The following is a 22183-nucleotide window of genomic DNA, read 5'->3' on the forward strand; positions in this document are numbered from 1 at the left end:
ATGCGGATTGCGCTTGCCTGAAGAGCGTAATCCACACGGCCGCGCTGCGGCGCACAGTACCCGCGGTGCGTCAGCCGGGTTCGACCGGCGTCAGCGCGCGCCCGCTGCGGAACCAGCTGCGCACGTTGTCGAGCATGAGCTGCGCCATCGCCGCGCGCGTCTCGTGCGTGGCGCTGCCCAGGTGCGGCGTCAGCAGCACGTTGTCCAGCTTGAAGAAGCGCGGGTCGATGTCCGGCTCGTTGTCGAACACGTCCAGCGCCGCGCCGGCGATGGTGCCCTGCTCCAGCGCCGCCAGCAACGCCGCCTCGTCGACGAGCGTGCCGCGCGCCACGTTCACGAGGTAGCCGTTCGGTCCGAGCGCGTGCAGCACCCGCGCATCGATCAGGTGCTGCGTGTCGGCCCCGCCGGGCGCCACGACGATGAGGATGTCGGAATCGCGCGCGAGCGCGGCCAGGTCGGGCTCGTAGCGCCACGCCAGTTGCTGGTCCGTGCGGCCGTGGTAGGCGAGCGCCACCCCGAACGTCTCCAGCCGGCGCGCGATCTCCTTGCCGATGCGCCCCATGCCGACGATCCCCACGCGCTTGCCCGCGAGGCTCGTCGCCAGCGCGAAGTTCGCGTTCTTCCAGGCGCCTGCGCGCACGTAGCGGTCGGCCTGCGGCAGGCGGCGCAGCAATGCCAGCAGGGAGCCGATGCACAGCTCCGTCACGGCCGCGTTCAGCACGTCCGGCGTGTTGGCGACGACGATGCCCCGTTCGGCCGCGAGCGTGCGCGGAATCAGGTCGTAGCCGACGCCGCACGTGGCGATGATTTCCAGCGCCGGCAGGCGCCGCACCACGTCTTCCGGCACCTCCTGGTTGCTGCGCGTGAGGATGGCGCCGACCTCGATCGCCAGGCCGGGCTCGCGTTCGAGATCCGCCAGGCCGACGCAGCGGAATTCGGCGTCGATCCGGGCCTGGATCTCGGGCGCGAAGCCTCCGATCTGCAGGACCGTCTTCCGCATTACTCTCATTCTGCCGCGCCGATCTCGAGTTCGAACGAAGTCACGCCGTCGACGCCGCCGCGCACCTTGTCGCCCGGGTTCAGCGCGTCCACGCCGGCCGGCGTGCCCGTGTAGATCAGGTCACCCGGCGCCAGCGCGACGAGGCGCGACAGGGCCGCGATCACGTCGGGGATCGGCCAGATCATTTCGTTCAGGTTGCCCTCCTGCTTCAGCTGGCCGTTCACTTCGAGCCAGATGCGCGCCGCCGAGGGGTGGCCGGTGCGCTCGACGGGGATCAGCGGGCTGCACGGCGCAGAGGCGTCGAAGCCTTTCGCCATGTCCCACGGGCGGCCGTCCTTCTTGGCGACGGCCTGCAGGTCGCGCCGCGTCAGGTCCAGGCCCACGCCATAGCCCCACACGAGGTCCAGCGCCTGTTCCGGCGCGATGTTCGTGCCGCCGCCTTTCAGTGCGACGACCAGTTCGACTTCGTGATGCAGCTCGCGCGTGGAGGACGGGTACGGGACGGTGCCGCTGGCCGGCACGACGGCATCCGCCGGCTTGGTGAAGAAGAACGGCGGTTCGCGGTTCGGATCGGAACCCATCTCGCGCGCGTGGGCCGCGTAGTTGCGGCCCACGCAGAACACGCGGCGCAGCGGGAAAACCTGGTCGGAGCCGGCCACGGCGAGGGCCGGGACGGCGGGAGGCGTAATGACGAAGCCAGTCATGCGTATCCTTGTAAAGACAATGTCGGCGCATCGGCCCAAGGCCTGATGCACCGGACAGCCTATCACAATCGCAAGCTGGACGAAGAAGCAATAACGGTCAGAACTCTTCCCAGTCGCTCTCGGCGCCCACCTTCGCGGCAGTGGACTGCGGACGGGCCGGCGCCTTCGCAACCGGCTTGCTCAACCGCGGTGCGGGCGCGGGAGTCATCGCATGCGTCGGCGCTGCCGCCGGCGCGCCGCCGTCGAGCCGGAACACGGCCACGGCCTCCGCCAGGCGCGCGGCCTGGTCCTGCATCGCCTGCGACGCGGCCGCCGCCTGCTCGACGAGGGCCGCGTTCTGCTGGGTCACGTCGTCCATCTGCGTGATGGCCTGGTTGATCTGCTCGATGCCGGCGCTCTGCTCCTGGCTCGCGGCCGTGATCTCCGTGAGGATGTCGGCCACGCGGCGCACGCTGTCGACGATCTCGCCCATCGTGCTGCCCGCCTCGCGCACGAGCGAGCTGCCCGTGTCGACCTTGCTGGTGGAGTCGTCGATCAGCGCCTTGATCTCCCTGGCGGCGGCGGCCGAGCGCTGCGCCAGGTTGCGCACCTCGCCCGCCACGACGGCGAAGCCGCGGCCCTGCTCGCCGGCGCGCGCCGCTTCCACGGCCGCGTTCAGCGCGAGGATGTTGGTCTGGAACGCGATGCCGTCGATGACGCCGATGATGTCGACGATGCGGCTGGACGACGCGTGGATCTGCGTCATCGTGTCGACGACCTGCTCGATCACGTCACCGCCCTTGGCCGCGACCGTCGACGCCGTCGCGGCCAGCGTGTTGGCCTGGCGCGCGTTGTCGGCGTTCTGCTTCACGGTCGACGTCAGCTCTTCCATCGACGACGCCGTCTCTTCCAGCGCGCTGGCCTGCTGCTCGGTGCGCGCCGACAGGTCGCGGTTGCCGGCCGCCACTTCGCCGGACGCGAGCGCGATGGCGTCGGTGCCGCCGCGCACGGTGCCGACGGTGGCCACCAGGTTCTCGTTCATGCGCCTCAGGGTGCCCAGCAACTGGCCCACTTCGCAGGTGCTGTCGACGTCCACGCGCGTCGTCAGGTCGCCGCCGGCGACGGCGGTCGCCACGTCCAGCGCACGGCGCAGCGGCCGCGTGATCGAGGCGCTGATCCACCAGGCCAGCGCGCAGGCGATGGCCAGCATGACGGCGCCCAGCACGATCATCAGGGTGCGCGTGTTCGCGTACATGGATTGCGCTTCCTTGGCCGTGTCGTGGGCGAGGCCGGCCTGGACCTGGATCTGCTCGCCGATCACGGCCTTGTAGTCCGCCAGGATGGGACGCAGCTTCGTCTTCAGGTAGGCGCGCGCGCCCGCGTCGTCGCCGCTCTCGATCAGGCGGATCAGGTCGATCTGCCCCTGCGTGTACTTCGCATTGAGTTCGACTTCCTGCGCCAGCAAGGTGCGGGACCTGGGCGCGCGCAGCAGGCCGTCGAGCTGCACGAGCAGGCTGTCGAGGTCCTTGCGCATGGCGGTGATGCTGGCAACCTGCTTCGCGCGGTCGTCGGCGCTGTCGTCCAGCATCATGTTGCGCAGCGCGATGGCGATGTCGTTCACGTCGCTGAGCATACGCGCCGTCAGTTCCATGCGCGGCAGCCGCTTGTTGACGATCTCATCGGTGCCGTCATTGACCCGGCCCAGCATGATCGTGCCCTGCCCGACCATGAAGACCAGCGCCACGCACAGGAAGCCGAAGCCCAGCGCGAGGCGCGTACCAATTTTTAAATTTCGAATGTTCATCGTTCTCTCTTTCCGCACGGATGTCCCGTTTTGCTGGTTTCCCACATCCGAGAAATGTTACGGTGCAGAAAGAGTCGAGTCGATGTCGAGATGTTAAATCAAGGCAATATATTTAAATGATGAAGTTTGCACGCAACACTTTAGTGCAAGCTCAATAAATTTCCTTGGCCGCGGCCCGCACGGCACGCAGCAGCAGGTCGGCGCCCGGCGACAGCAAATGGTCCTGGTGGCGGATGATGCCGAACGCATCCATCTTGCACGGAATCTCGATGGGCAGGATGCGCATCACGTTCAGCGACGCATAGTATTGCGCCACCTCGATCGGCATCACGTGCAGCGAATCCGTCTGCTGCAGCAGCGCCGTGATCATCAGCATCGCCGTCGTGTCGACGACGTTCGCGGGCGGTTCCAGGCCGGCGCGGCGGAACATCATGTCGAAGCGGTAGCGCAGGATACTGCCGTGCGGCGGCACGATCCACGGCAGCGGCGCGATGTCCTGCAAGGTGAGGTTCTTGCGCTCCAGCAGCGGATGGCCGGGGCGCACGACCGCGCAGGCCGGTTCCTCCGTCAGCTCTTCGTAGATCAGGCCGGAGGTGTCGCCGGTGTCGAAGATGCGGCCGATCATGAAGTCCAGCGTGCCATGCTGCAGCTTGTCCAGCAGCAGGTTACTGGTTTCCAGCTGCACGCCGATGCGCAGCAGCGGGGCCTCTTCCTTGACGCGGGCGATGGCGCGCGGCAGGAGCGCCATCGCGGGCGTCATGATCACGCCAACCTCGACCTGGCCCGTGAGGCCGGCCTTCAGCGTGACGATGTCGTCGTGCGCCAGAGCCAGGCTCGTCAGGGCCATGCGGGCGTGGCGGATCATCGTTTCGCCGTAGATCGTCGGCTCCATCCCGCGCGGCAGGCGTTCGAACAGCTTGACGTCCAGCATCTCCTCCAGATCCTTGATCTGCTTGGAGGCGGCCGGCTGCGTCATGTGCAGTTCGTCGGCCGCGCGGTGGATGTTGCGGTAGTCGTCCAGCGCGATCAACAGCAGCAGTTGACGCGTCTTGAGGCGGGCCTTGAGAAACCAGTTCGGATTGGTCGTGTCCATCAGACAATCATATCATTATCGATATCGGTTTTACGCAGATTGGTGCGCAACTTTTATCGCTTGCACGCTGCCGACGGATTGGCGGCAGGACCTTGCTCAGTCTGCGGTACGGGCAGGATCTTGCCGTTCGGACCGTAGTGCAATTCCTCGATGGCGACCGAGCGTCGGTAATCGCCACCGGTCGGCAGCTTGCCGTTGTGATAAATGATGTAGGACTTGCCGTTGAAGTCGATGATCGCGTGGTGGATCGTGCCGACGTTCGTGTTCTTTTCCATGATCACGCCGCCATACGACCATGGCCCGGTGGCCGTCGGCCCCGTCATGTACACGGTCTCTTCCGGCCACTTGCGCGAATACGACAGGTAGTACTTGCCGGCGTGCTTGTGCAGGTAGGACGCTTCCGTGAACTGGTCCAGGCCCACCGTGTGGATCGGGCCGTCCAGTTCCGTCATGTTGGCTTTCAGCTTCGCGTACTTCATGACCGTATTGCCCCAGTACAGATAGGCCTGGCCATCGTCGTCGACGAAGATCGCCGGGTCGATGTCGTCCCAGCTGATTTCCGTCTCGTGCGTCATGTCGTTCGTGATCAGGGCCGTGCCGCGCGCGTCGACGAACGGGCCCGTCGGGCTGTCCGACACGGCCACGCCGATCGCCTTGCCGGGGATCGTCTTGTGCTCGACCGTCACGTACAAGTAGTACTTGCCGTTGCGCTTGGTGACGTCGCTGGCCCAGGCGTCCCTGGCGGCCCATTTGAACGTGGAAAACGGCACGCCGGCCGGGTGCTCGGTCCAGTGCTGCATGTCGCAGCTGGAGAACACCTTCCACTCGTTCATCACGTAATCCTTGCCGCCGACGGGGGCTTCGTCGTGGCCCACGTACAGGTAGACGCGGCCGTTGTCGACGAGGGCCGCGGGGTCCGCGGTGAAGATCCTGCTGGTGAGGGGGTTGGCGGCACCGGCGAGTGCCGTCGTCGCGAGCAGCGTCGCGGCGATCAGGGGCTTGAGCATGTAGTCTCCAGTTTTTATGTTTATTCGGTGGGCAATAAGCCCCCGTCGCCCCCGCGGAGGCGGGGGCGCAAGTTCAGCGCCGTGGCAACGTGACTTGTTATTGCTTGGCGCGGCCGCCCATCACCCTCTGCACGACGCAGAAGACGAACAGCAGCGCGCCGATGACGATCTTGGTCCACCACGAGCTGAGCGTGCCGTCGAAGGCGATCAGCGTCTGGATGGCACCCAGCACCAGCACGCCCGACAATGCGCCGGCGATGTAGCCGTAGCCGCCGGTGAGGAGCGTCCCGCCGATGACGACGGCGGCGATGGCATCGAGCTCCGTGCCCTGGCCGTGCAGGCCGTAGCCGGACAGCATGTAGAAGGCGAACAGTACACCGCCCAGCGCCGCGCAGAAGCCCGACAGCGCGTACACGAGGACCTTGGTGCGGCCCACGTTCAGGCCCATCATCGCGGCCGATTGCTCGTTGCCGCCGACGGCGTACACGGCACGGCCGAACGCGGTGAAGTGCGCGAGCCAGATGGCGACCAGCAGCACGACCAGCGCGATGATGGCGCCCGGCGACAGGAAGGCGTCGAGGATGGGCACCTGCGTCTGCGACATCGCCGTGAACAGCGGGTCATCGATCGTGATCGACTCGACGCTGATCAGGTAGCACAGGCCGCGCGCCAGGAACATGCCGGCCAGGGTGACGATGAACGGCTGCAGCTTGAACAGGTGGATGATCGCGCCCATCGCGCCGCCGAAGCACGCGCCCAGCAGCAGCACGAGCGCGATGACGGCGGCCGGCGGCCAGTGCGCGTGCTGCAGCAGCCAGGCCGAGATCATCGTCGACAGCGCGAGCACGGAACCGACGGACAGGTCGATGCCGCCCGCCAGGATCACGAAGCCCATGCCCACCGCGATCACGAGCAGGAACGCGTTGTCGATCAGGAGGTTGAAGATCACCTGCAGCGACAGGAAGCCCGGGTACACCGATCCGCCGATGCCCAGCATCGCCACCAGCAGGACCACGGTGACTAAGGACGTGAACCACGGCGCGCTCGTAAACGAAGTGCGGCCGCGGGTACCGGTTGCGACCGCGCTCATGCGGACCTCCGCAGGATGTTCTTGAATTCGCTCGACTGCGAAATGCAGACGACGAAGACGACGATGGATTTGACGACCATGTTCACTTCGGGCGGCACGCCCAGCGAGTAGATCGTGTAGGTCAGGGTCTGGATGATCAGCGCGCCGATCATGCTGCCCACCAGGCTGAATTTGCCGCCGGCCAGCGACGTGCCGCCCAGCGTGACGGCGAGGATCGCGTCCAGCTCCAGCAGCAGGCCCGCGTTGTTCGCGTCCGCGCTCTTGATGTTCGACGTGATCAGCATGCCGGCCAGGCCCGCGCAGGCGCTGCAGAACACGTACACGAAGGTGATCAGGGTCGCCGTGCGCAGGCCCGCGAGGCGTGCCGCCACCGGATTGATGCCGACCGCCTGGATGAACAGGCCGAGGGCCGTCTTCTTCACCAGCAGCAGCGTGGCCGCGAAGACGGCAGCGACGACGAACAGCGAGAACGGCAGGCCGGCGAGGTAGCCGCTGCCCAGGAAGAAGAACGGCTCGTAGTACACGGTGACGATCTGGCCGTCCGTCAGCAGCTGCGCGAGGCCGCGGCCCGCCACCATCAGGATCAGCGTGGCGACGATCGGCTGCAGCTTGATGCCGGCGACGAGGACGCCGTTCCACAGGCCGCACAGCAGCGCGACACCCAGCGAGGCCGCCAGTGCGAGCGCCATCGGCGTCGTGGGCTCGCTGCCGCCGATCAGCATCGCGGACACGGTGCCAGACAGCGCGACGACGGCGCCCACGGAGATGTCGATACCGCGCGTGGCGATGACCAGGGTCATGCCGAGCGCCGCCAGCATCAGCGGTGCGGCGCGGTTGAGGATGTCGATGATCGCGCCGTACAGGTGGCCTTCCTTGACCTGCAGGTGGAAGAAGCCGGGCACGAGGAACGCGTCGACGAGCAGCAGCGCGACGAGCGCGCCCAGCGGCCGCACGAGCGGGTGCTGCAGCCAGGCGGTGCGCGATGCCGCTGCCTGCGCGGACGGTTTGACGGTAGCGCCGGTCGTGCTCATGCCGTCTCCCCTGCGATCACGTGCAGCACTGACGTCTCGTCCAGTTCACCGCGCTGGTATTCGCCGCACGCCTTGCGGTCGCGCATGACGATCATGCGGTCGGACACGCGCAGCACTTCCGGCAGTTCGGACGAGATGAAGAGAATGGACATGCCCTTGCGGCACAGGTTACTGACGTAATCCATGATTTCCTGCTTGGCGCGCACGTCGATGCCGCGCGTCGGTTCGTCGAGGATCATCAGGCGCGGATCGGTCGCGAGCCAGCGCGCCAGCAAGACCTTCTGCTGGTTGCCGCCGGAGAGCGTGCCGATCGGCGTCTCGATGCTGGCCGTCTTGATGCCCAGCCACTTGACGTAGTCGGTCGCCAGCTGCTGCTGGCGCTTGAAAGGAATGGCGCGGAAGATGCCCTGCCGCGCCTGCAGCGCGAGGATCAGGTTTTCGCGCACGGACAGCGCGAGGATCGCGCCTTCGTGCTTGCGGTCTTCCGAGCAGAAGCCGATGCCCTCGCGAATCGCGTCGCGCGGGTTCGAGAAGCTCACCTGCCTGCCGTCGATGTCGAAACTGCCGGCATCGAGCTTGTCGGCGCCGAACAGCAGCCGCGCCGTTTCCGTGCGGCCGGAGCCGAGCAGGCCGGCAAGGCCCAGCAATTCGCCGCGGCGGATTTCCAGGTCGACCGGCGACAGCACGCCCTTGCGCGCGATGCCGCGGGCGCGCAGGAAGACCTCGCCGTGCTCGTTGGCTGCGCCCTGCTCTGCTGTCTCCGACGCGTGCTCCGCGTCGGCCGGTGCACCGATCATCTTGTTGACGAGCGCGAGGCGCGACAGGTCCGCGCAGGCATATTCGCCTTCGCGCTCGCCGTTGCGCATCACGGTGATGCGGTCCGAGATCGCGTAGGTCTGGTCGAGGAAGTGCGTGACGAACAGGATCGCCATGCCCTCTTCGCGCAGGCGGCGCAGCACCGAGAACAGCATCTGCACTTCCGCCTCGTCCAGGCTGGACGTGGGCTCGTCGAGGATCAGCACGCGCGATTCCGTGTTCAGCGCACGGGCGATGGCGACCATCTGCTGGATCGCGAGCGGGTAATCGGCGAGCGGTTTGCTGACGTCGACGTGGATCTCGAGGCGCGCGAGCAGCGCCATGGCCTGCGACCGCATCGAGCGCCAGTCGACCATGCCGAAGCGGCGCGGATAGCGGCCGATGAAGATGTTTTCCGCGACCGACAAATTCGGGCACAGATTGACTTCCTGGTAGACGGTGCTGATGCCGAGGTTCTGCGCATCCTGCGTGGAGCGCGGCTGGATGGCCCGGCCCTCCAGCACGATGCTGCCGGCGTCCGGCTGGTAGACGCCGGTGAGAACCTTGATCAGCGTGGACTTGCCCGCGCCGTTCTGGCCCATCAGCGTGTGGACTTCGCCGGGGAACAGGCGCAGTCCGGCATCGGACAGCGCCTTCACACCCGGGAAGGCTTTATGGATGCCGGTGACTTCCAGCACCGGCTTCTTCGAATCGATCATGCCCCGCCCGATCAGTACTTGCGGTTCGGGAGTTCCTTCGCCGCCACCTCAGCCGGGAACACGCCCTCGTTGACGACGATGCGTTTCGGGACCGGCTTGCCGGCCACGACGTCCTGCGCCGTCTGGATCAGCGTCGGACCGAGCAGCGGATTGCACTCGACCGTCACGTTCAGCTTGCCGGCCTTCATGGCTTCGAACGCGCCCTTCACGCCATCGATCGAGATGATGATGATGTCCTTGCCCGGCTTCAGGCCCGCTTCCTCGATGGCCTGGATCGCGCCGATGGCCATGTCGTCATTGTGCGCGTACAGCACGTTGATCTTCTTGCCTTCCGACTTCAGGAAGGCTTCCATGACTTCCTTGCCCTTGGCGCGGGTGAAGTCGGCGGTCTGCGAGCGGATGACCTTCAGTTTCGGATTCGTGCCGATGACTTCGGCAAAACCGTTCCTGCGGTCGATCGCGGGCGCGGCACCGGTCGTGCCCTGCAGCTCGACGATGTTCAGCGGCTTGTCGCCATTCTTCTTGGCGTAATCCAGCAGCCAGCGGCCGGCGCGGCGGCCCTCTTCCACGAAGTCGGAACCGATGAAGCTGACGTACAGCGACGGATCGGTGACCTTGACAGCGCGGTCGGTCAGGATCACGGGGATCTTGGCGTTCTTCGCTTCGCGCAGCACGGTCTCCCAACCGGTTTCCACGACCGGCGAGAACGCGATCACGTCGACGCGCTGGGCGATGAACGAGCGGATGGCCTTGACCTGGTTCTGCTGCTGTTGCTGGGCGTCGGCGAATTTCAGGTTGACGCCGGCCTTCTTGGCGGCGTCCTTGATCGAGGCGGTATTCGCGGTGCGCCATTCGCTTTCGGCACCGACCTGCGAGAAGCCGATCGTGAGGGGTTTGGCGGCGAATGCCGGGATGGCGGCGGCGCACGCGATGGCGGCAGCTGCGCCCAGGAGGGTCCTGCGGGTGATGATCATCACTTAGTCTCCGGAATTGTTGTGCATGGATACTATGACAGAACTGACATATCTATCCAATCATTTTTTTGACGGTAGACATATCCATTTCGACATCAATACAAATGTCGGTTGCATGGCCGAGCCGCCGCGCTATACTTGCCTTTTCATTCACTGACGAGGAGCGCCCCATGAACCAGCCGGATATTGCCCTCCCGTCGGCCGCCTGACCGCCTTTCTCCGCCGATCACCGTCGTCGCTCATCGTCGTTGCGAATGGGCGCGCCAGCCGCGCCGACCTTCCCTGACCGAATCCACCGTTGCCGCCGCAGCTTATTGCGTGCGGCAGCGTGCCCGCGCGTCCGCGCGCTTCGCAACAGGAACACAACGACCATGATAGCCTTCGATATCGCGGCACTGCGCCGCATCGGACTCACCAACCCCATCGCCGCACGCCTCGCCCTGCACGACCGCGGACGACCCGCGCGCGTGGCGAGCGTGCACCGCACGTCGCTCGTCCTGCACGACGGCCTGCGCGAATTCCCCGCCCGGCCGCATCCATCCCTCGACGCCTCGCTTGCCGTCGGCGACTGGGTGCTGTTCGACCTCAACGAGCAAGACGAAGCGTGGGTCCACACGCTCGTCGACCCGCTGAATGAACTGGTCCGGCGCGATGCCCACGGCACGCGCCAGCGGCTCGCGGCCAACGTCGACACTGCCTTGCTGGTGATGGGCCTCGACGGCGATTTCAATCTGCGCCGGCTGGAGCGCTACCTGATGGTGGCCAGCTCCTGCGACGTGGCGCCCGTGATCGTGCTGACGAAGGGCGATCTCGTGCCCGACGCGGATACGAAAGCGGCGCAAGTGGGCGCGCGCCTGCCGGCGACGGTGCCCGTGGTGCGCGCGCATCCGCAGGAAGCCGGCGCGGCCGACACGCTGGCGCCATGGACGGGAGAAGGCCAGACGCTCGTCCTGCTCGGCACGTCCGGCGTGGGCAAGTCGACGCTCACGAACACGCTGACCGGCGCGCAGCAGCAGACGGGCGGCGTACGCAAGGGCGACGACCGCGGCCGCCACACGACGACGTCACGCTCGCTGCACCTGTGCGCGGGCGGCGCCTGCGTGATCGACACGCCGGGCCTGCGCAGCTGGCAGCCGGACGCCGACGAGGACGACGTCAACGCGGCGTTCGACGACATCGAGACGCTGGCGGCGCACTGCCGCTTTCACGACTGCTCGCACGTGGAGGAACCGGGATGCGCGGTGCGCGGCGCCGTGGATGCGGACCGGCTGCGCAACTACCACAAGCTGTTGCGCGAGGTGCGGCATGCGGCGGCGACGCCGCTGGACCGCATTGCGGAGCGGTCGAGGTGGAAGGTGCTCAACAAGATGGCTCGGGCGCGGGCGCAGGCGAAGCGCTAAACAACGTCGTCCCCGGACTAGGCGTCCCCCTTGGCGGGGACCCAAGTTGCACGCGTCAACGTGGCGCGTGCAGAGCTTGGATTCCCGCCTGCGCGGGAATGACGGTTTTTAGGTCAACGTAGTGTTTTTTGGGTCAGCGCATCAATCGCAGCCCGTACAACCCACCCGCCATCGAGCCTTCCTTCGCGACGAACTTGACTTCCAGCTTGCCGTTCGCGCCCTGCACCAGCGCGGGCGGCAGCGCGAAGTCGCGCGTATAGAATTCCTGCGCCTCGCCGGCCGCCAGTTCCACTTCGGCGATCCGCTGCCCATCGACGACGATGTCGAACCTGCGGCCCGCGTCCCCGCGCGCGAACGTGAGGCGCAGCGCCTTCGCTTCGTGCCTGGGATCGTTCAACTGGTAGCTGAACCACTTGGTGGCATGGCGCCAGTGGCGGCCGTTGTTGAGGCCCGCGTCCGCGCCCTCGCCCTTGAAGCCGTGGTCCGATTCCGGCTGTTGCTCACCCGGCGCCACCTGGTCGATGGTCTGCGCGTCCAGCGCCAGGCGCTCCGCTTCGTTCGCCGCGTTCTCTTCTTTCATGCGGGCGAATTCGGCCGGGGTGCTCTGCTGCCAGTAGATCATGTAGCGCGAGTCGTGCAGGCGGAAGAACGGGATGAATTCCGTCGACGACCCCGCCCCGCCCTGCACGACGCCGGGTGCCGTGAACGTCAGCGGCTTGCCTTTTACCGGCTTGAAGCGCCGGGTGAAATCCTTGCTGTCCGAGACGAAGGTCGGCGCCGCCTCCAGCGGGCATACCTGGCCGGACGGGCTGTGGCCCATGCGCGAATCGTCCGCGAGGAAGTTCAGGTGCTCGGTCGGGAATGGATTCGTCTTCGCGGCCAGCACGACGGGACCGTACAGCACCGCGTAGTAATTCGACTTGTCCGGCATCTGCTCGAGGCGCATCGTCATCGGCAGGCTGACGTCGACGCGGTCGCCCTTCTTCCACGCACGATCGATGCTGACGTAGCTGCCCGGTGCCGCATCGACCTTGACGGCCTTGCCGTTCACCTTCACGGCCAGCTTGCCCGGCGCGACCCAGGCCGGATAGCGGATCTTCAGCGCGAACCTGGCATCGCCGTCGACAGTGATGCGCGTGCTGGCCTGGTCGGGGAAGTTGTTCGCCTGCGTGACCTTGACGTTCTTCTCGCGCCAGTCGAGCGTCGACGGGATGAACAGGTTCACGAACAGCGCCGCCTTTCCATCCTTCTCTTCGTGCGCGTAGATGAATTCGCCGTACTTCGCATGGCTCTCGATGCCGGAGCCCACGCAGCACCACATCGCCTGGTCCACCTGCGAATACACGCGGTAGTGGTTCGGACGCATCGGCGTGAAGTACACGAAGCCGCCCGTGCCCGGATGTTCGGACGCGAGGATGTGGTTGTACAGCGCGCGCTCGTAGTAGTCCGCGTAGGAGGCCTTGTCCGAGGTCTCGAACAGCATCTCCGTCAGCTTCAGCATGTTGTACGTGTTGCAGGTCTCCGGCCCCTCGACCTCGTTGATCATGGGGCTGAAATCCTTGTCGTCATGGAAGTGCTCCCTGACGCTGTTGCCGCCGATGGCCACCGTGCGGTGGTCGACGACGGTCTGCCAGAAGAACGCGGCTGCATCCGCCATGTCCTTGCGGCCCGTGAGTTCGCCGATGCGCTTGAAGCCGATGACTTTCGGGATCTGCGTGTTCGCGTGCAGACCCGTCAGCTTGTCCTCGTGCTGTTCCAGCGGCTGCAGGATGGCCTGGTGCGAGAACCTCAGCGCCAGGTCCATGTAGCGCGAATCGCCCGTCATCTGGGCGACGTCGGCCAGCACCTCGTTCATGCCGCCGTGTTCGGCCTTCAGCATCTGCTGCATCTGCTCGTCCGTCAGGCGGCTAGTGAGGCGCAGCGCCCAGTCGGCCATCGCGATCAGCATCGCCTTCGCATCTTCGTTGCCGGCATAGCGGTACGCGTCGCGCAGCCCCGCGTAGACCTTGTGCAGGTTGTACCACGGGACCCACTTGCCGTTGACGGAGAAGTTGTCCGCATGGAGCTTGCCCGCGGCGACGTCGCGCCACGCGGCGCGGCCACCGGGCACGCCGCCCACGTAGCCGTCGCCGTTGGCCGTCTGCGCGCGCTTCAGCTCCGCGACAAAATAATCGAGGCGCTTCTTGACTTCGGCATCGCCGGTCGACGCGTACATCAACGCCAGGGCCGACAGGTAGTGCCCGCCCATGTGGCCGTCCAGGCCCGACGATTCCCAGTTGCCGTAGCTGGGCTGCTTCGGCGTGAGCCCCGCTTCGCGCAGGAACGGCGCCAGCAGGCGGTCCGGCTCCATCGCCATCAGGTAGTTCAGGTCCGTCGTCTGGGCATCGAGGAAGGGGCTGGGCCCCAGGCGCACGGCCTGCAGCGGGAACAGGTCGGCGGCCTGGGCGCACGTCGCGCCCAGGGTGAACAACAGCGCGGCGATGCGGCGGTTCGCCGCCCGAGTCAGCTTCATTTCAGTTCTTCGCTCACATACTTGTTGAGGTCTTTGGCGTCCACCGTGGGCCAGCCATCCTTGTCCCAGCGGATGTCCATCACTTTCAGCTTCTGCTTGTACTTGTCGGCCGTCTCGTAGGCGTGCAGCACGAGGTAGTCCTTGCCGTCGAACGTGTAGGCGCTGTTGTGGCCGAGGCCCTTCCAGTCCTTGTCGCCCTTGACGACGAGCGAGCCGCCGCCTTTCGCCATATCCTTGCCCTGGCGGTCGAGGTACGGCCCCTTGACGTCCTGTGCGCGTCCCACGACGACGTGGTACGTGCTCTTCGGCCCGCGGCAGCACAGGCCCCACGAGACGAACAGGTAATAGTAACCGTTCTTCTTGAAGATGAACGGTCCTTCGATCTCGGCCGGTGCCGCGTCCTCGTCCGGCGTGAACGCGGGACGCTCGCGGCGCGCGATCGTGTGCCATTCCTGCGGTTCGGCGAGCTTCGTCCAGCTGTCGTCCAGCTTCACGAGCTTGATGCCGCCCCAGAACGAGCCGAAGCTCATCCAGCCCTGCCCCTTGTCGTCCTCGACGACGTTCGGGTCGATGGCGTTCCACAGGTCGCGGCCCGGCACCGACTGCACCATCATGCCCTGGTCTTCCCAGCGGTAGTTCGGCGCGCGCGGGTCGAGCGTCGCATTGGTCGTCACGCCGATGCCCGACGTGTTCTTGCCGAAGCCGGACACCGAATAGTACAGCAGCCAGCGGCCGTTGTGCTTGTGAACGTCCGGCGCCCAGATATGGTCGTTGAACGTAGGTGCCGCACGCTTCGCCCACGTGGGTTCGCCCGCGAACACGCGGCCTTCCGGCTTCCAGTGCAGCATGTCGGGCGACGAGTAGAACGTGATGCCGGGGCCGGTGCTGTACAGGTAGTACGTGTTGCCGTCCTTCGCCATCACGGGGTCGTGCACGCCGACCTGGGCGGCGTGGACCGCCCCGGCCAGCAGCATCGTTGCCGCGATTGCGTGCACCTTCACGCGTCAGCCTTCCACAGCCACGACCAGCACCGACTTGGCCGGCACCTTGATCGTCAGCTTGCCGCCGCTGGCGGTGGCGCTGAACGGCACCGGCTTCACGGCGTCCTTGTGCTCGAAGGTGTTGTGGGCGTCCATCGCATCGGCCGTCAGCAGCTGGCCGCGCACGGCACCGACGTTCTGGCCGGCGACGTTCAGGACCACGTCGGTTGCTTCATGCGGGTTCGTGTTGACGAGGGCGACGTAGGTCTTGCCATCCTTCGCCTTCGCGGCGGACGCGCTGATGCCCGGCACGCCCTGGCCGTTCGAGCCGTAGGTCGTGTTGTTCGACAGCGAAACCGGCAGCGACGTCGCGCCCTGGAACGGCACGTACATCTTGAAGGCGTGGTAGGTCGGCGTCAGCAGCATCTTCTCGTTGTCGGTGATGATCATCGCCTGCAGCACGTTGACCATCTGCGCGATGTTCGTCATGCGCACGCGGTCGGCGTGGGCATGGAAGATGTTGAAGTTGAGCGCGGCCACGACGGCGTCGCGGATCGTGTTACGCTGGAACAGGAAGCCCGGGTTGGTGCCCTTCTCGACGTCGTACCAGGTGCCCCACTCGTCCACGTCGAAGCCGATCTTCTTCTCCGGGTCGTTCTTGTCGAGGATCGCGACGTTCTTGCGGACGAAGTCTTCCATGCGCAGAGTCTGCGACATCGTCGAGAACCATTCCGATTCCGGGAAACCGGTGGCGGCGCCCTTCACTTCCCATTTACCGGTCGGCAGCGTGTAGTAGTGGAAGCTGATGCCGTCCGTGCGGCCCTTCAGGTCGCGCGACAGGATGTCGGTCCATGCCGTGTCGTCGCCGGTGCCGCCGCTGGCGATCATCTTCGGACGCAGGTGCTGCGGCGCCTTCAGGAACGTGTTCCACTGGCGGTACAGGTCGGCGTAGTACTCGGGACGCATGTTGCCGCCGCAGCCCCACGACTCGTTGCCGATGGCGAAATAGGCGACCTTGAACGGCGCCGGATGGCCGTTCTTCGCGCGCAGTTCAGCCAGCGTCGACTTGCCTTCCGACGTCATGTACTCGATCCACTCGGCCGCTTCCTGCGGCGTGCCGGTGCCCAGGTTGCCGTTGACGTAGGCGTCCGCGCCCAGCATCTCGACGAGGTCGAAGAATTCATGCGTACCGACCGCATTGTTTTCCGGCACACCGCCCCAGTTCGTGTTGACCTTCACCGGACGCTTGTTGCGCGGGCCGATGCCTTCGCGCCAGTGGTATTCGTCGGCGAAGCAGCCGCCCGGCCAGCGGACCAGCGGCACGTGCATGTCCTTCAGCGCGCCGACGACGTCGTTGCGCCACCCTTTGGTGTTCGGGATCTTCGAATCCGGGCCAACCCACAGGCCGCCGTAGATGCCGGTGCCGAGGTGCTCGGCGAACTGGCCGTAGACGTCCTTGTCGATCACCGCGCCCGGCTTGGACGCGTCGACGGTGACGTTCACCTGGGCGAACGCGGCGCCGGCGCAGAATGCGGCGGCAAGGCCGAGGGCGAGAACTTTGGGTTGGAATGCCTTCATGTGGTCTCCGTTTGTTTTGGTCGTTAAGGTGATTGCATTAACAGCCGTCATTCCCGCGGAAACGGGAATCCATAGGACACGTGCCGGAGAGGCTCAGTATGGATTCCCGCGTGCGCGGGAATGACGGTCTTGAAGATAGTGGCGGGATCGGAAATGCGACGGTATATCCGTCACACCCACCCAGCGTCGACGATGAATTCCTGCCCCGTGCACATCTTGCTGTCGTCGGCGGACAGGAACAGCACCATCGCGGCGATATCCTCGGGCATCAGCTTGCCCGGCAGGCATTGCGAACGCGCGATCTCGGCCTCGCCCGCCTCGTCCAGCCACAGGTCGATCTGGCGCTGGGTCATCACCCAGCCCGGCGTCACGGTGTTGACGCGGATGTTGAATTGTCCCAGGTCGCGCGCGAGGCAGCGCGTCAGGCCGATCACGGATGCCTTCGTGGTCGCATAAATCGGGTAGTTCGGGTTCTTGGCGTGCCACGACATCGAACTGAAGTTGATGACGGAGCCGCCGCCGCGGCGCTTCATGCCTTCCAGCGCGGCCTGCACGGTGAAGAACATCGGACGCTGGTTGATGGCGATGCGCTCGTCCCAGTATTCGACCGACACGTCGCCGATCTGGTGGCGCTGGTCGTTGGCGGCGTTGTTGACGATGACGTCGAAGTCGCCCAGCTTGGCGGCCATCTCGGCCATCACGGCCTGCAGGCTCGGGATGTCGGTGATGTCGCAGTAGCGGTAGATCGGGGCCGTGTGGCCAGCCGCTGTCAGCCGCGCCACCAATGCCTCGCTGGCATCGCGCATGATGTCGACGAAGCCGACCAGCGCGCCCTGCTCCACCAGCGCGGCGACGATCGCTTCACCGATCCCGCTGCCGCCGCCCGTCACGAATACCCGTTTGCCTTCGAGGCTACCGTACTTGGCTAAAGGTCCCATCGTCGTCTCCTAAATCTTATTGTAAGCGGCACCAGGATACCCCCCGGCGCCGCCATCTTTCGTACTTATTCCTTGCCCAGCGCGCCGTCGCGGCGGCGCCAGATGCCGCGCGGGTTCTCGTCGCGCAGCACCGCCGGCAGCAGGGCCTGCGGCAGGTTCTGGTACGCCACGGGGCGCAGGAAGCGGAAGATCGCGCCCGTGCCCACCGAGGTGCTGCGGCCGTCCGCCGTGGCCGGGAACGGACCGCCGTGCACCATCGCGTGCGCCACTTCCACGCCGGTGCCGAAGCCGTTGGCCAGGATGCGGCCGACCTTGCGCTCCAGCGTCGGCAGCAGGACCTGCGCCGCTGCGATGTCGCCCTCTTCCAGGTGGATCGCGGCCGTCAGCTGGCCTTCCAGGTGCTCTACGATGGCGCGCATCTGCTCGACGTCCTTGCACACGACCAGCAGCGAGGCCGGGCCGAACACTTCTTCGTGCAGCTCCTTGCGGGCCAGGAAGGCATCGCCTTCCACGCGGAACAGCGCGGCGTGGCCCTGGTTCTCTTCGTGCTCCAGGCGCAGCAGCGTGGTCACCGCTTCGTTGCTGCCCAGCGCGGCGACGCCGCGGCGGAAGCTCGACGCGATACCGGCGGACAGCATCGTGGCTGGCTGCGTGTCGTTCAGCGCGGCCGTGGCGGCGGCGCAGAACGTGGACAGGCCCGGGCCGTCGATCGCCAGCACGAGGCCGGGGTTGGTGCAGAACTGGCCGACGCCCAAGGTCAGCGACGCGGCGAATTCGCGGCCGATGCGCTCGGCGTGCTGTTCCAGCGCCTGCGGCAGCAGGAACACCGGGTTAATGCTGCTCATCTCGGCGTAGACCGGGATCGGCTGCTGGCGGCCCGCGGCGACGGCCATCAGTGCGGTGCCGCCAGAACGCGAACCGGTGAAGCCGACGGCCTGGATGGCCGGATGCGCGACGAGCGCCTGGCCGATGCCGTTGCCCGTGCCGGTCAGCAGCGCGAACGTGCCGGCCGGCAGGCCGCACAGTTCGACGGCTTTCACGACGGCGCGCGCCACCAGTTCCGACGTGCCCGGATGGGCCGAGTGGGCCTTCAGGACGACCGGGCAGCCAGCCGCGAAGGCGGATGCCGTGTCGCCGCCGGCGACGGAGAACGCGAGCGGGAAGTTCGATGCGGCAAACACGGCGACAGGGCCGACGCCGATCAGGCGGCTGCGCAGGTCCGGACGCGGCGGCGTGCGCTGCGGCAGGGCCGGGTCGATGCGCGGATCCTGCCACGACCCTTCGCGCAGCAGGCTGGCGAACAGTTTCAGCTGGGTGCAGGTGCGGCCACGCTCGCCTTCGATACGGCCGCGCGGCAGGCCGGTTTCCGCCATCGCGCGCTCGACCAGGGCATCGCCCAGGGCCATGATCTGCTCGGCGACCGTGTCGAGGAACGCGGCGCGCTCGTCGTCGGTCGTGTTGCGGAAGACGTCGAACGCCTTGCCGGCCAGGCTGCAGGCCTGGTCGATCTGGCCGATGTCGACCATGTTGAAGGCGGGTTCGATGTGCGTGCGCGCGCCCGGGTTCCAGGCCTTGAACGAGCCGCCGGCGCCGCGCTGGGCGACGCCGCCGATGAGGGCTTCGCCCGTGATTTGTGCGATGGTCATAACGTGTTAACTTTTGCGAATTGGGTGGACTGGACGGCGAGCTTGTTGCGCAGCGCGGGGCCGAATTGCGGCGATTCGACTTCGAACGTCTCGCCGGCCTGCACGCTGATATTGTCGGCGAAGCTCAGGGTCGCGGTGCCGAAGAAGTGGATGTGCACGTCGCCCGGGCGGTTGAACAGGCCGTACTTGAAGTGGTGGTATTCCAGGTTGCCGATGGTGTGCGACATGTTCTGCTCACCCGACACGAACGCTTTTTCCCAGCGCACGGCACCGTCGGCTGCGCGGATGCGCGACACGCCTTCGACGTGGGCCGGCAGTTCGCCGACCAGCAGCGCCGGGCCGACGCCGCAGTTGCGCAGCTTGGAGTGCGCGAGGTACAGGTAGTTCTGGCGTTCCGTCACGTGGTCCGAGAACTCGTTGCCGATCGCGAAACCGACGCGGTACGGCTGGCCGTCGTCGCCGATCACGTACAGGCCGGCGATCTCCGGCTCTTCGCCGCCGTCCAGCGAGAAGTCCGGCATTTCCATGTCCTGGCCGCTGGCGCGCACGATCGAGCCGTCGCCTTTGTAGAACCATTCCGGCTGCACGCCGGCCTTGCCCGCTTCCGGCTTGCCGCCTTCGACGCCCATGCGGAACATCTTCATGGAGTCCGACAGCGACTCGACGTCGCCGCCGATCTTCTTGTGCATGGCGTCGCGCGCGTCGGCGCTGCCCAGGTGCGTCAGGCCCGTGCCGGTGACGTAGGTGTGGGCGGCGTCCGGGTGGTCGATCGGGGCCAGCACGCGGCCTGCCTGCGCGATCGCTTCGTAGGAATCTTTGTCGCCGGTGGCGGATGCGTCGGCCAGCGCGGCGAGGCTCTTGCCCTGCGCGATGGCGGCCTTGGCCAGTTCCAGCGTGGTGGCGTAGCCGGTGATGGCGGTGACGGTGTCGCCGTTCAGGATGCCGACGCGGCGGTCGCCGGCGGCGGATTTGTATTGGATGAGCAGCATGGTGGAATCCGTTCGTTCAGAATGAACAGGACGCGGGAACGGCCAAACCGTTCACGCGTCCAACGTCGATCAATCAATGGGAATGCTTGGGCACAGCCGAACCGCGGCAGCCGACGAGGAAGTCGAAGTCGCAACCCTCGTCCGCCTGCAGCACGTGATCCAGGTACAGGCCCGCGTAACCGGTACGCGGCGCTTCCTTCTGGTTCTCGGCGCGGTCCGCGAGACGGGTCTTGATCTCGTCTTCCGGCACGTCCAGGTGCAGGCGTCCGGCCTTGCAATCGAGTTCGATGAAGTCGCCGTCCTTGACGATGCCCAGCGGGCCGCCGGCCATCGCTTCCGGCGCCACGTGCAGCACGACGGTGCCGTAGGCGGTGCCGCTCATGCGCGCGTCGGAGATGCGGACCATGTCGGTGATGCCCTTCGCCAGCAGCTTCGGCGGCAGCCCCATGTTGCCCACTTCGGCCATGCCCGGGTAACCCTTCGGACCGCAGTTCTTCATCACGAGGATCGAGTTCTCGTCGACGTCCAGGTCCGGATCGACGATGCGCGCCTTGTAGTGGTCGAAGTCCTCGAACACGACGGCCTTGCCGCGGTGCTTCATCAGGTGCGGCGATGCGGCCGACGGCTTCAGCACGGCGCCGCGCGGGGCCAGGTTGCCGCGCAGGATGCAGATGCCGCCGTCGTCGATCAGCGGGTTGTCGATCTTGCGGATCACTTCGTCGTTGTAGATCGGCGCGTCCTGGACGTTTTCCCAGATCGTCTTGCCGTTCACGGTCAGCGCGTCCTTGTGCGGCAGCAGGTTGCTTTCGCCCAGGCGGCGCAGCACGCCCGGCAGGCCGCCGGCGTAATAGAACTCTTCCATCAGGTAGCGGCCGGACGGCTGCAGGTCGACGATGGTCGGGGTGCCCTTGCCGACGGCGGTCCAGTCTTCCAGTTCCAGCGGCACGCCCATGCGGCCGGCGATGGCTTTCAGGTGGATCACGGCATTGGTCGAGCCGCCGATCGCGGCGTTCGTGCGGATCGCGTTCTCGAAGTTCTCGCGCTTGAGGATCTTCGACAGCTTCAGGTCTTCGTTGACCATCTCGACGATGCGCATGCCCGACATGTGCGCCAGCACGTAGCGGCGCGCATCCACGGCGGGGATCGCGGCATTGTGCGGCAGCGAGACGCCGAGCGATTCGGCCATGCAGGCCATCGTCGACGCAGTGCCCATCGTGTTGCAGGTGCCGGCCGAGCGCGCATGGCCGGCTTCGGCGGCGAGGAAGTCGTGCATCGAGATCTGGCCGCCCTTGGCCTGCTCGTGCAGTTTCCAGACGGCGGTGCCGGAGCCGATGTCCTGTCCGTTCAGCTTACCGTTCAGCATCGGGCCGCCGGTGACGACGATGGCTGGAATGTCGACGCTCGCGGCGCCCATCAGCAGGGCCGGCGTGGTCTTGTCGCAGCCGACCAGCAGGACGACGCCGTCCATCGGGTTGCCGCGAATCGATTCTTCGACGTCCATGCTGGCCAGGTTACGGGTCAGCATGGCGGTCGGGCGCAGGTTCGACTCGCCGTTCGAGAAGACGGGGAATTCGACCGGGAAGCCGCCCGCCTCCAGGATGCCGCGTTTGACGTGCTCGGCCAGCTTGCGGAAATGGGCGTTGCAGGGCGTGAGTTCGGACCAGGTGTTGCAGATGCCGATGATCGGCTTGCCCTGGAATTCATGATCGGGGATACCCTGGTTCTTCATCCAGCTCCGGTACATGAAGCCGTTCTTGTCCTGGGTACCGAACCACGCTGCGGAACGCAGGGTGGGCTTCTTTTTTGTCTCGGACATTCTTCCTCCGTCGTTTTTGTAATCTGAGCGACCCTTGTCGTCGTCCAGCTCAGCGATGAAGGAAGTCTAAAGGCCGCTAAGATAACTTTCCAATCAATTTTTAGCAGCAATCGATATCGTTATCGACA

17 protein-coding genes are annotated in these 22183 nt (G+C 66.2%); 1 reads left to right on the forward strand and 16 read right to left on the reverse strand.

Annotation, left to right across the window (positions count from 1 at the left end; genetic code table 11):
* Positions 1-70: 70 nt before the first annotated feature.
* The 9 genes from QPK29_RS24220 to QPK29_RS24260 form a co-directional block, all read right to left on the reverse strand.
* The gene (locus QPK29_RS24220; protein ID WP_371768466.1) at positions 71-1000 is read right to left on the reverse strand and encodes a 2-hydroxyacid dehydrogenase; all 930 of its coding nucleotides are present in this window, start codon (positions 998-1000) and stop codon (positions 71-73) included.
* 5 nt (positions 1001-1005) lie between these two features.
* Positions 1006-1704, reverse strand: a complete 699-nt coding sequence (locus QPK29_RS24225) for a fumarylacetoacetate hydrolase family protein (RefSeq protein ID WP_160410574.1) — start codon at positions 1702-1704, stop codon at positions 1006-1008.
* Between the two features lie 97 nt (positions 1705-1801).
* A complete protein-coding gene (locus QPK29_RS24230; protein ID WP_371768467.1) occupies positions 1802-3487 on the reverse strand; it encodes a methyl-accepting chemotaxis protein in 1686 nt (561 codons plus the stop codon).
* Positions 3488-3638: 151 nt separating this feature from the next.
* Positions 3639-4580, reverse strand: a complete 942-nt coding sequence (locus QPK29_RS24235) for a LysR family transcriptional regulator (RefSeq protein ID WP_036238599.1) — start codon at positions 4578-4580, stop codon at positions 3639-3641.
* Between the two features lie 53 nt (positions 4581-4633).
* Complete coding sequence (locus tag QPK29_RS24240) at positions 4634-5587, reverse strand: glycoside hydrolase family 43 protein (RefSeq protein WP_056126384.1); 954 nt, start codon at positions 5585-5587, stop codon at positions 4634-4636.
* A 97-nt stretch (positions 5588-5684) separates the two neighbouring features.
* Complete coding sequence (gene yjfF, locus QPK29_RS24245) at positions 5685-6677, reverse strand: galactofuranose ABC transporter, permease protein YjfF (protein ID WP_371768468.1); 993 nt, start codon at positions 6675-6677, stop codon at positions 5685-5687.
* Entirely contained in the window at positions 6674-7708 is a 1035-nt protein-coding gene (locus tag QPK29_RS24250) for an ABC transporter permease (RefSeq protein WP_056126380.1), read from the reverse strand. The genes yjfF and QPK29_RS24250 overlap by 4 nt, the downstream gene beginning before the upstream one ends.
* Positions 7705-9222: a sugar ABC transporter ATP-binding protein gene (locus tag QPK29_RS24255; protein WP_056126378.1), complete on the reverse strand. Its 1518-nt coding sequence runs from the start codon at positions 9220-9222 to the stop codon at positions 7705-7707. Before QPK29_RS24255 ends, QPK29_RS24250 begins: the two co-directional genes overlap by 4 nt.
* 11 nt (positions 9223-9233) lie before the next feature.
* The gene (locus QPK29_RS24260) at positions 9234-10196 is read right to left on the reverse strand and encodes an ABC transporter substrate-binding protein (protein WP_056126376.1); all 963 of its coding nucleotides are present in this window, start codon (positions 10194-10196) and stop codon (positions 9234-9236) included.
* Between the two features lie 371 nt (positions 10197-10567).
* Here QPK29_RS24260 and rsgA point away from each other — a divergent pair, with 371 nt between their 5' ends.
* Positions 10568-11596 (forward strand): ribosome small subunit-dependent GTPase A, encoded by a 1029-nt coding sequence (gene rsgA / locus QPK29_RS24265; protein WP_371768469.1) that lies wholly within the window; start codon positions 10568-10570, stop codon positions 11594-11596.
* Positions 11597-11729: 133 nt separating this feature from the next.
* Here the strand turns inward: rsgA and QPK29_RS24270 are convergent, their stop codons facing one another.
* The 7 genes from QPK29_RS24270 to QPK29_RS24300 all read right to left on the reverse strand — a co-directional run bounded on the left by QPK29_RS24270 (position 11730) and on the right by QPK29_RS24300 (position 22055).
* Positions 11730-14108, reverse strand: coding sequence for a beta-L-arabinofuranosidase domain-containing protein (locus QPK29_RS24270; protein WP_371768470.1), 2379 nt, complete (start codon positions 14106-14108; stop codon positions 11730-11732).
* Positions 14105-15109, reverse strand: a complete 1005-nt coding sequence (locus QPK29_RS24275) for an arabinan endo-1,5-alpha-L-arabinosidase (protein WP_371768471.1) — start codon at positions 15107-15109, stop codon at positions 14105-14107. The genes QPK29_RS24270 and QPK29_RS24275 overlap by 4 nt, the downstream gene beginning before the upstream one ends.
* Positions 15110-15112: 3 nt before the next feature.
* Positions 15113-16666: an alpha-N-arabinofuranosidase gene (locus tag QPK29_RS24280; protein ID WP_056126370.1), complete on the reverse strand. Its 1554-nt coding sequence runs from the start codon at positions 16664-16666 to the stop codon at positions 15113-15115.
* 170 nt (positions 16667-16836) lie between these two features.
* Positions 16837-17604: an SDR family NAD(P)-dependent oxidoreductase gene (locus QPK29_RS24285; protein ID WP_371768472.1), complete on the reverse strand. Its 768-nt coding sequence runs from the start codon at positions 17602-17604 to the stop codon at positions 16837-16839.
* A gap of 65 nt (positions 17605-17669) precedes the next feature.
* Positions 17670-19250: an aldehyde dehydrogenase (NADP(+)) gene (locus tag QPK29_RS24290; RefSeq protein WP_056126365.1), complete on the reverse strand. Its 1581-nt coding sequence runs from the start codon at positions 19248-19250 to the stop codon at positions 17670-17672.
* Positions 19247-20239, reverse strand: a complete 993-nt coding sequence (gene araD1 / locus QPK29_RS24295) for an AraD1 family protein (RefSeq protein ID WP_056126363.1) — start codon at positions 20237-20239, stop codon at positions 19247-19249. Before araD1 ends, QPK29_RS24290 begins: the two co-directional genes overlap by 4 nt.
* Positions 20240-20312: 73 nt before the next feature.
* On the reverse strand, positions 20313-22055 hold the full coding sequence (locus QPK29_RS24300) for an IlvD/Edd family dehydratase (RefSeq protein ID WP_371768473.1): 1743 nt from the start codon (positions 22053-22055) through the stop codon (positions 20313-20315).
* Positions 22056-22183: the final 128 nt, after the last annotated feature.

Origin of the sequence: Massilia orientalis (genome assembly GCF_030411975.2) — a bacterium.
Lineage (GTDB): Bacteria > Pseudomonadota > Gammaproteobacteria > Burkholderiales > Burkholderiaceae_D > Telluria > Telluria orientalis.

Excerpts from the sequence above, each read along its gene's own strand:
- QPK29_RS24220 (WP_371768466.1), bottom strand. The coding sequence starts at position 1,000 with ATGCGGAAGACGGTCCTGCAGATCGGAGGCTTCGCGCCCGAGATCCAG.
- QPK29_RS24225 (WP_160410574.1), bottom strand. The coding sequence starts at position 1,704 with ATGACTGGCTTCGTCATTACGCCTCCCGCCGTCCCGGCCCTCGCCGTG.
- QPK29_RS24230 (WP_371768467.1), bottom strand. The coding sequence starts at position 3,487 with ATGAACATTCGAAATTTAAAAATTGGTACGCGCCTCGCGCTGGGCTTC.
- QPK29_RS24235 (WP_036238599.1), bottom strand. The coding sequence starts at position 4,580 with ATGGACACGACCAATCCGAACTGGTTTCTCAAGGCCCGCCTCAAGACG.
- QPK29_RS24240 (WP_056126384.1), bottom strand. The coding sequence starts at position 5,587 with ATGCTCAAGCCCCTGATCGCCGCGACGCTGCTCGCGACGACGGCACTC.
- yjfF (WP_371768468.1), bottom strand. The coding sequence starts at position 6,677 with ATGAGCGCGGTCGCAACCGGTACCCGCGGCCGCACTTCGTTTACGAGC.
- QPK29_RS24250 (WP_056126380.1), bottom strand. The coding sequence starts at position 7,708 with ATGAGCACGACCGGCGCTACCGTCAAACCGTCCGCGCAGGCAGCGGCA.
- QPK29_RS24255 (WP_056126378.1), bottom strand. The coding sequence starts at position 9,222 with ATGATCGATTCGAAGAAGCCGGTGCTGGAAGTCACCGGCATCCATAAA.
- QPK29_RS24260 (WP_056126376.1), bottom strand. The coding sequence starts at position 10,196 with ATGATCATCACCCGCAGGACCCTCCTGGGCGCAGCTGCCGCCATCGCG.
- rsgA (WP_371768469.1), top strand. The coding sequence starts at position 10,568 with ATGATAGCCTTCGATATCGCGGCACTGCGCCGCATCGGACTCACCAAC.
- QPK29_RS24270 (WP_371768470.1), bottom strand. The coding sequence starts at position 14,108 with ATGAAGCTGACTCGGGCGGCGAACCGCCGCATCGCCGCGCTGTTGTTC.
- QPK29_RS24280 (WP_056126370.1), bottom strand. The coding sequence starts at position 16,666 with ATGAAGGCATTCCAACCCAAAGTTCTCGCCCTCGGCCTTGCCGCCGCA.
- QPK29_RS24285 (WP_371768472.1), bottom strand. The coding sequence starts at position 17,604 with ATGGGACCTTTAGCCAAGTACGGTAGCCTCGAAGGCAAACGGGTATTC.
- QPK29_RS24290 (WP_056126365.1), bottom strand. The coding sequence starts at position 19,250 with ATGACCATCGCACAAATCACGGGCGAAGCCCTCATCGGCGGCGTCGCC.
- araD1 (WP_056126363.1), bottom strand. The coding sequence starts at position 20,239 with ATGCTGCTCATCCAATACAAATCCGCCGCCGGCGACCGCCGCGTCGGC.
- QPK29_RS24300 (WP_371768473.1), bottom strand. The coding sequence starts at position 22,055 with ATGTCCGAGACAAAAAAGAAGCCCACCCTGCGTTCCGCAGCGTGGTTC.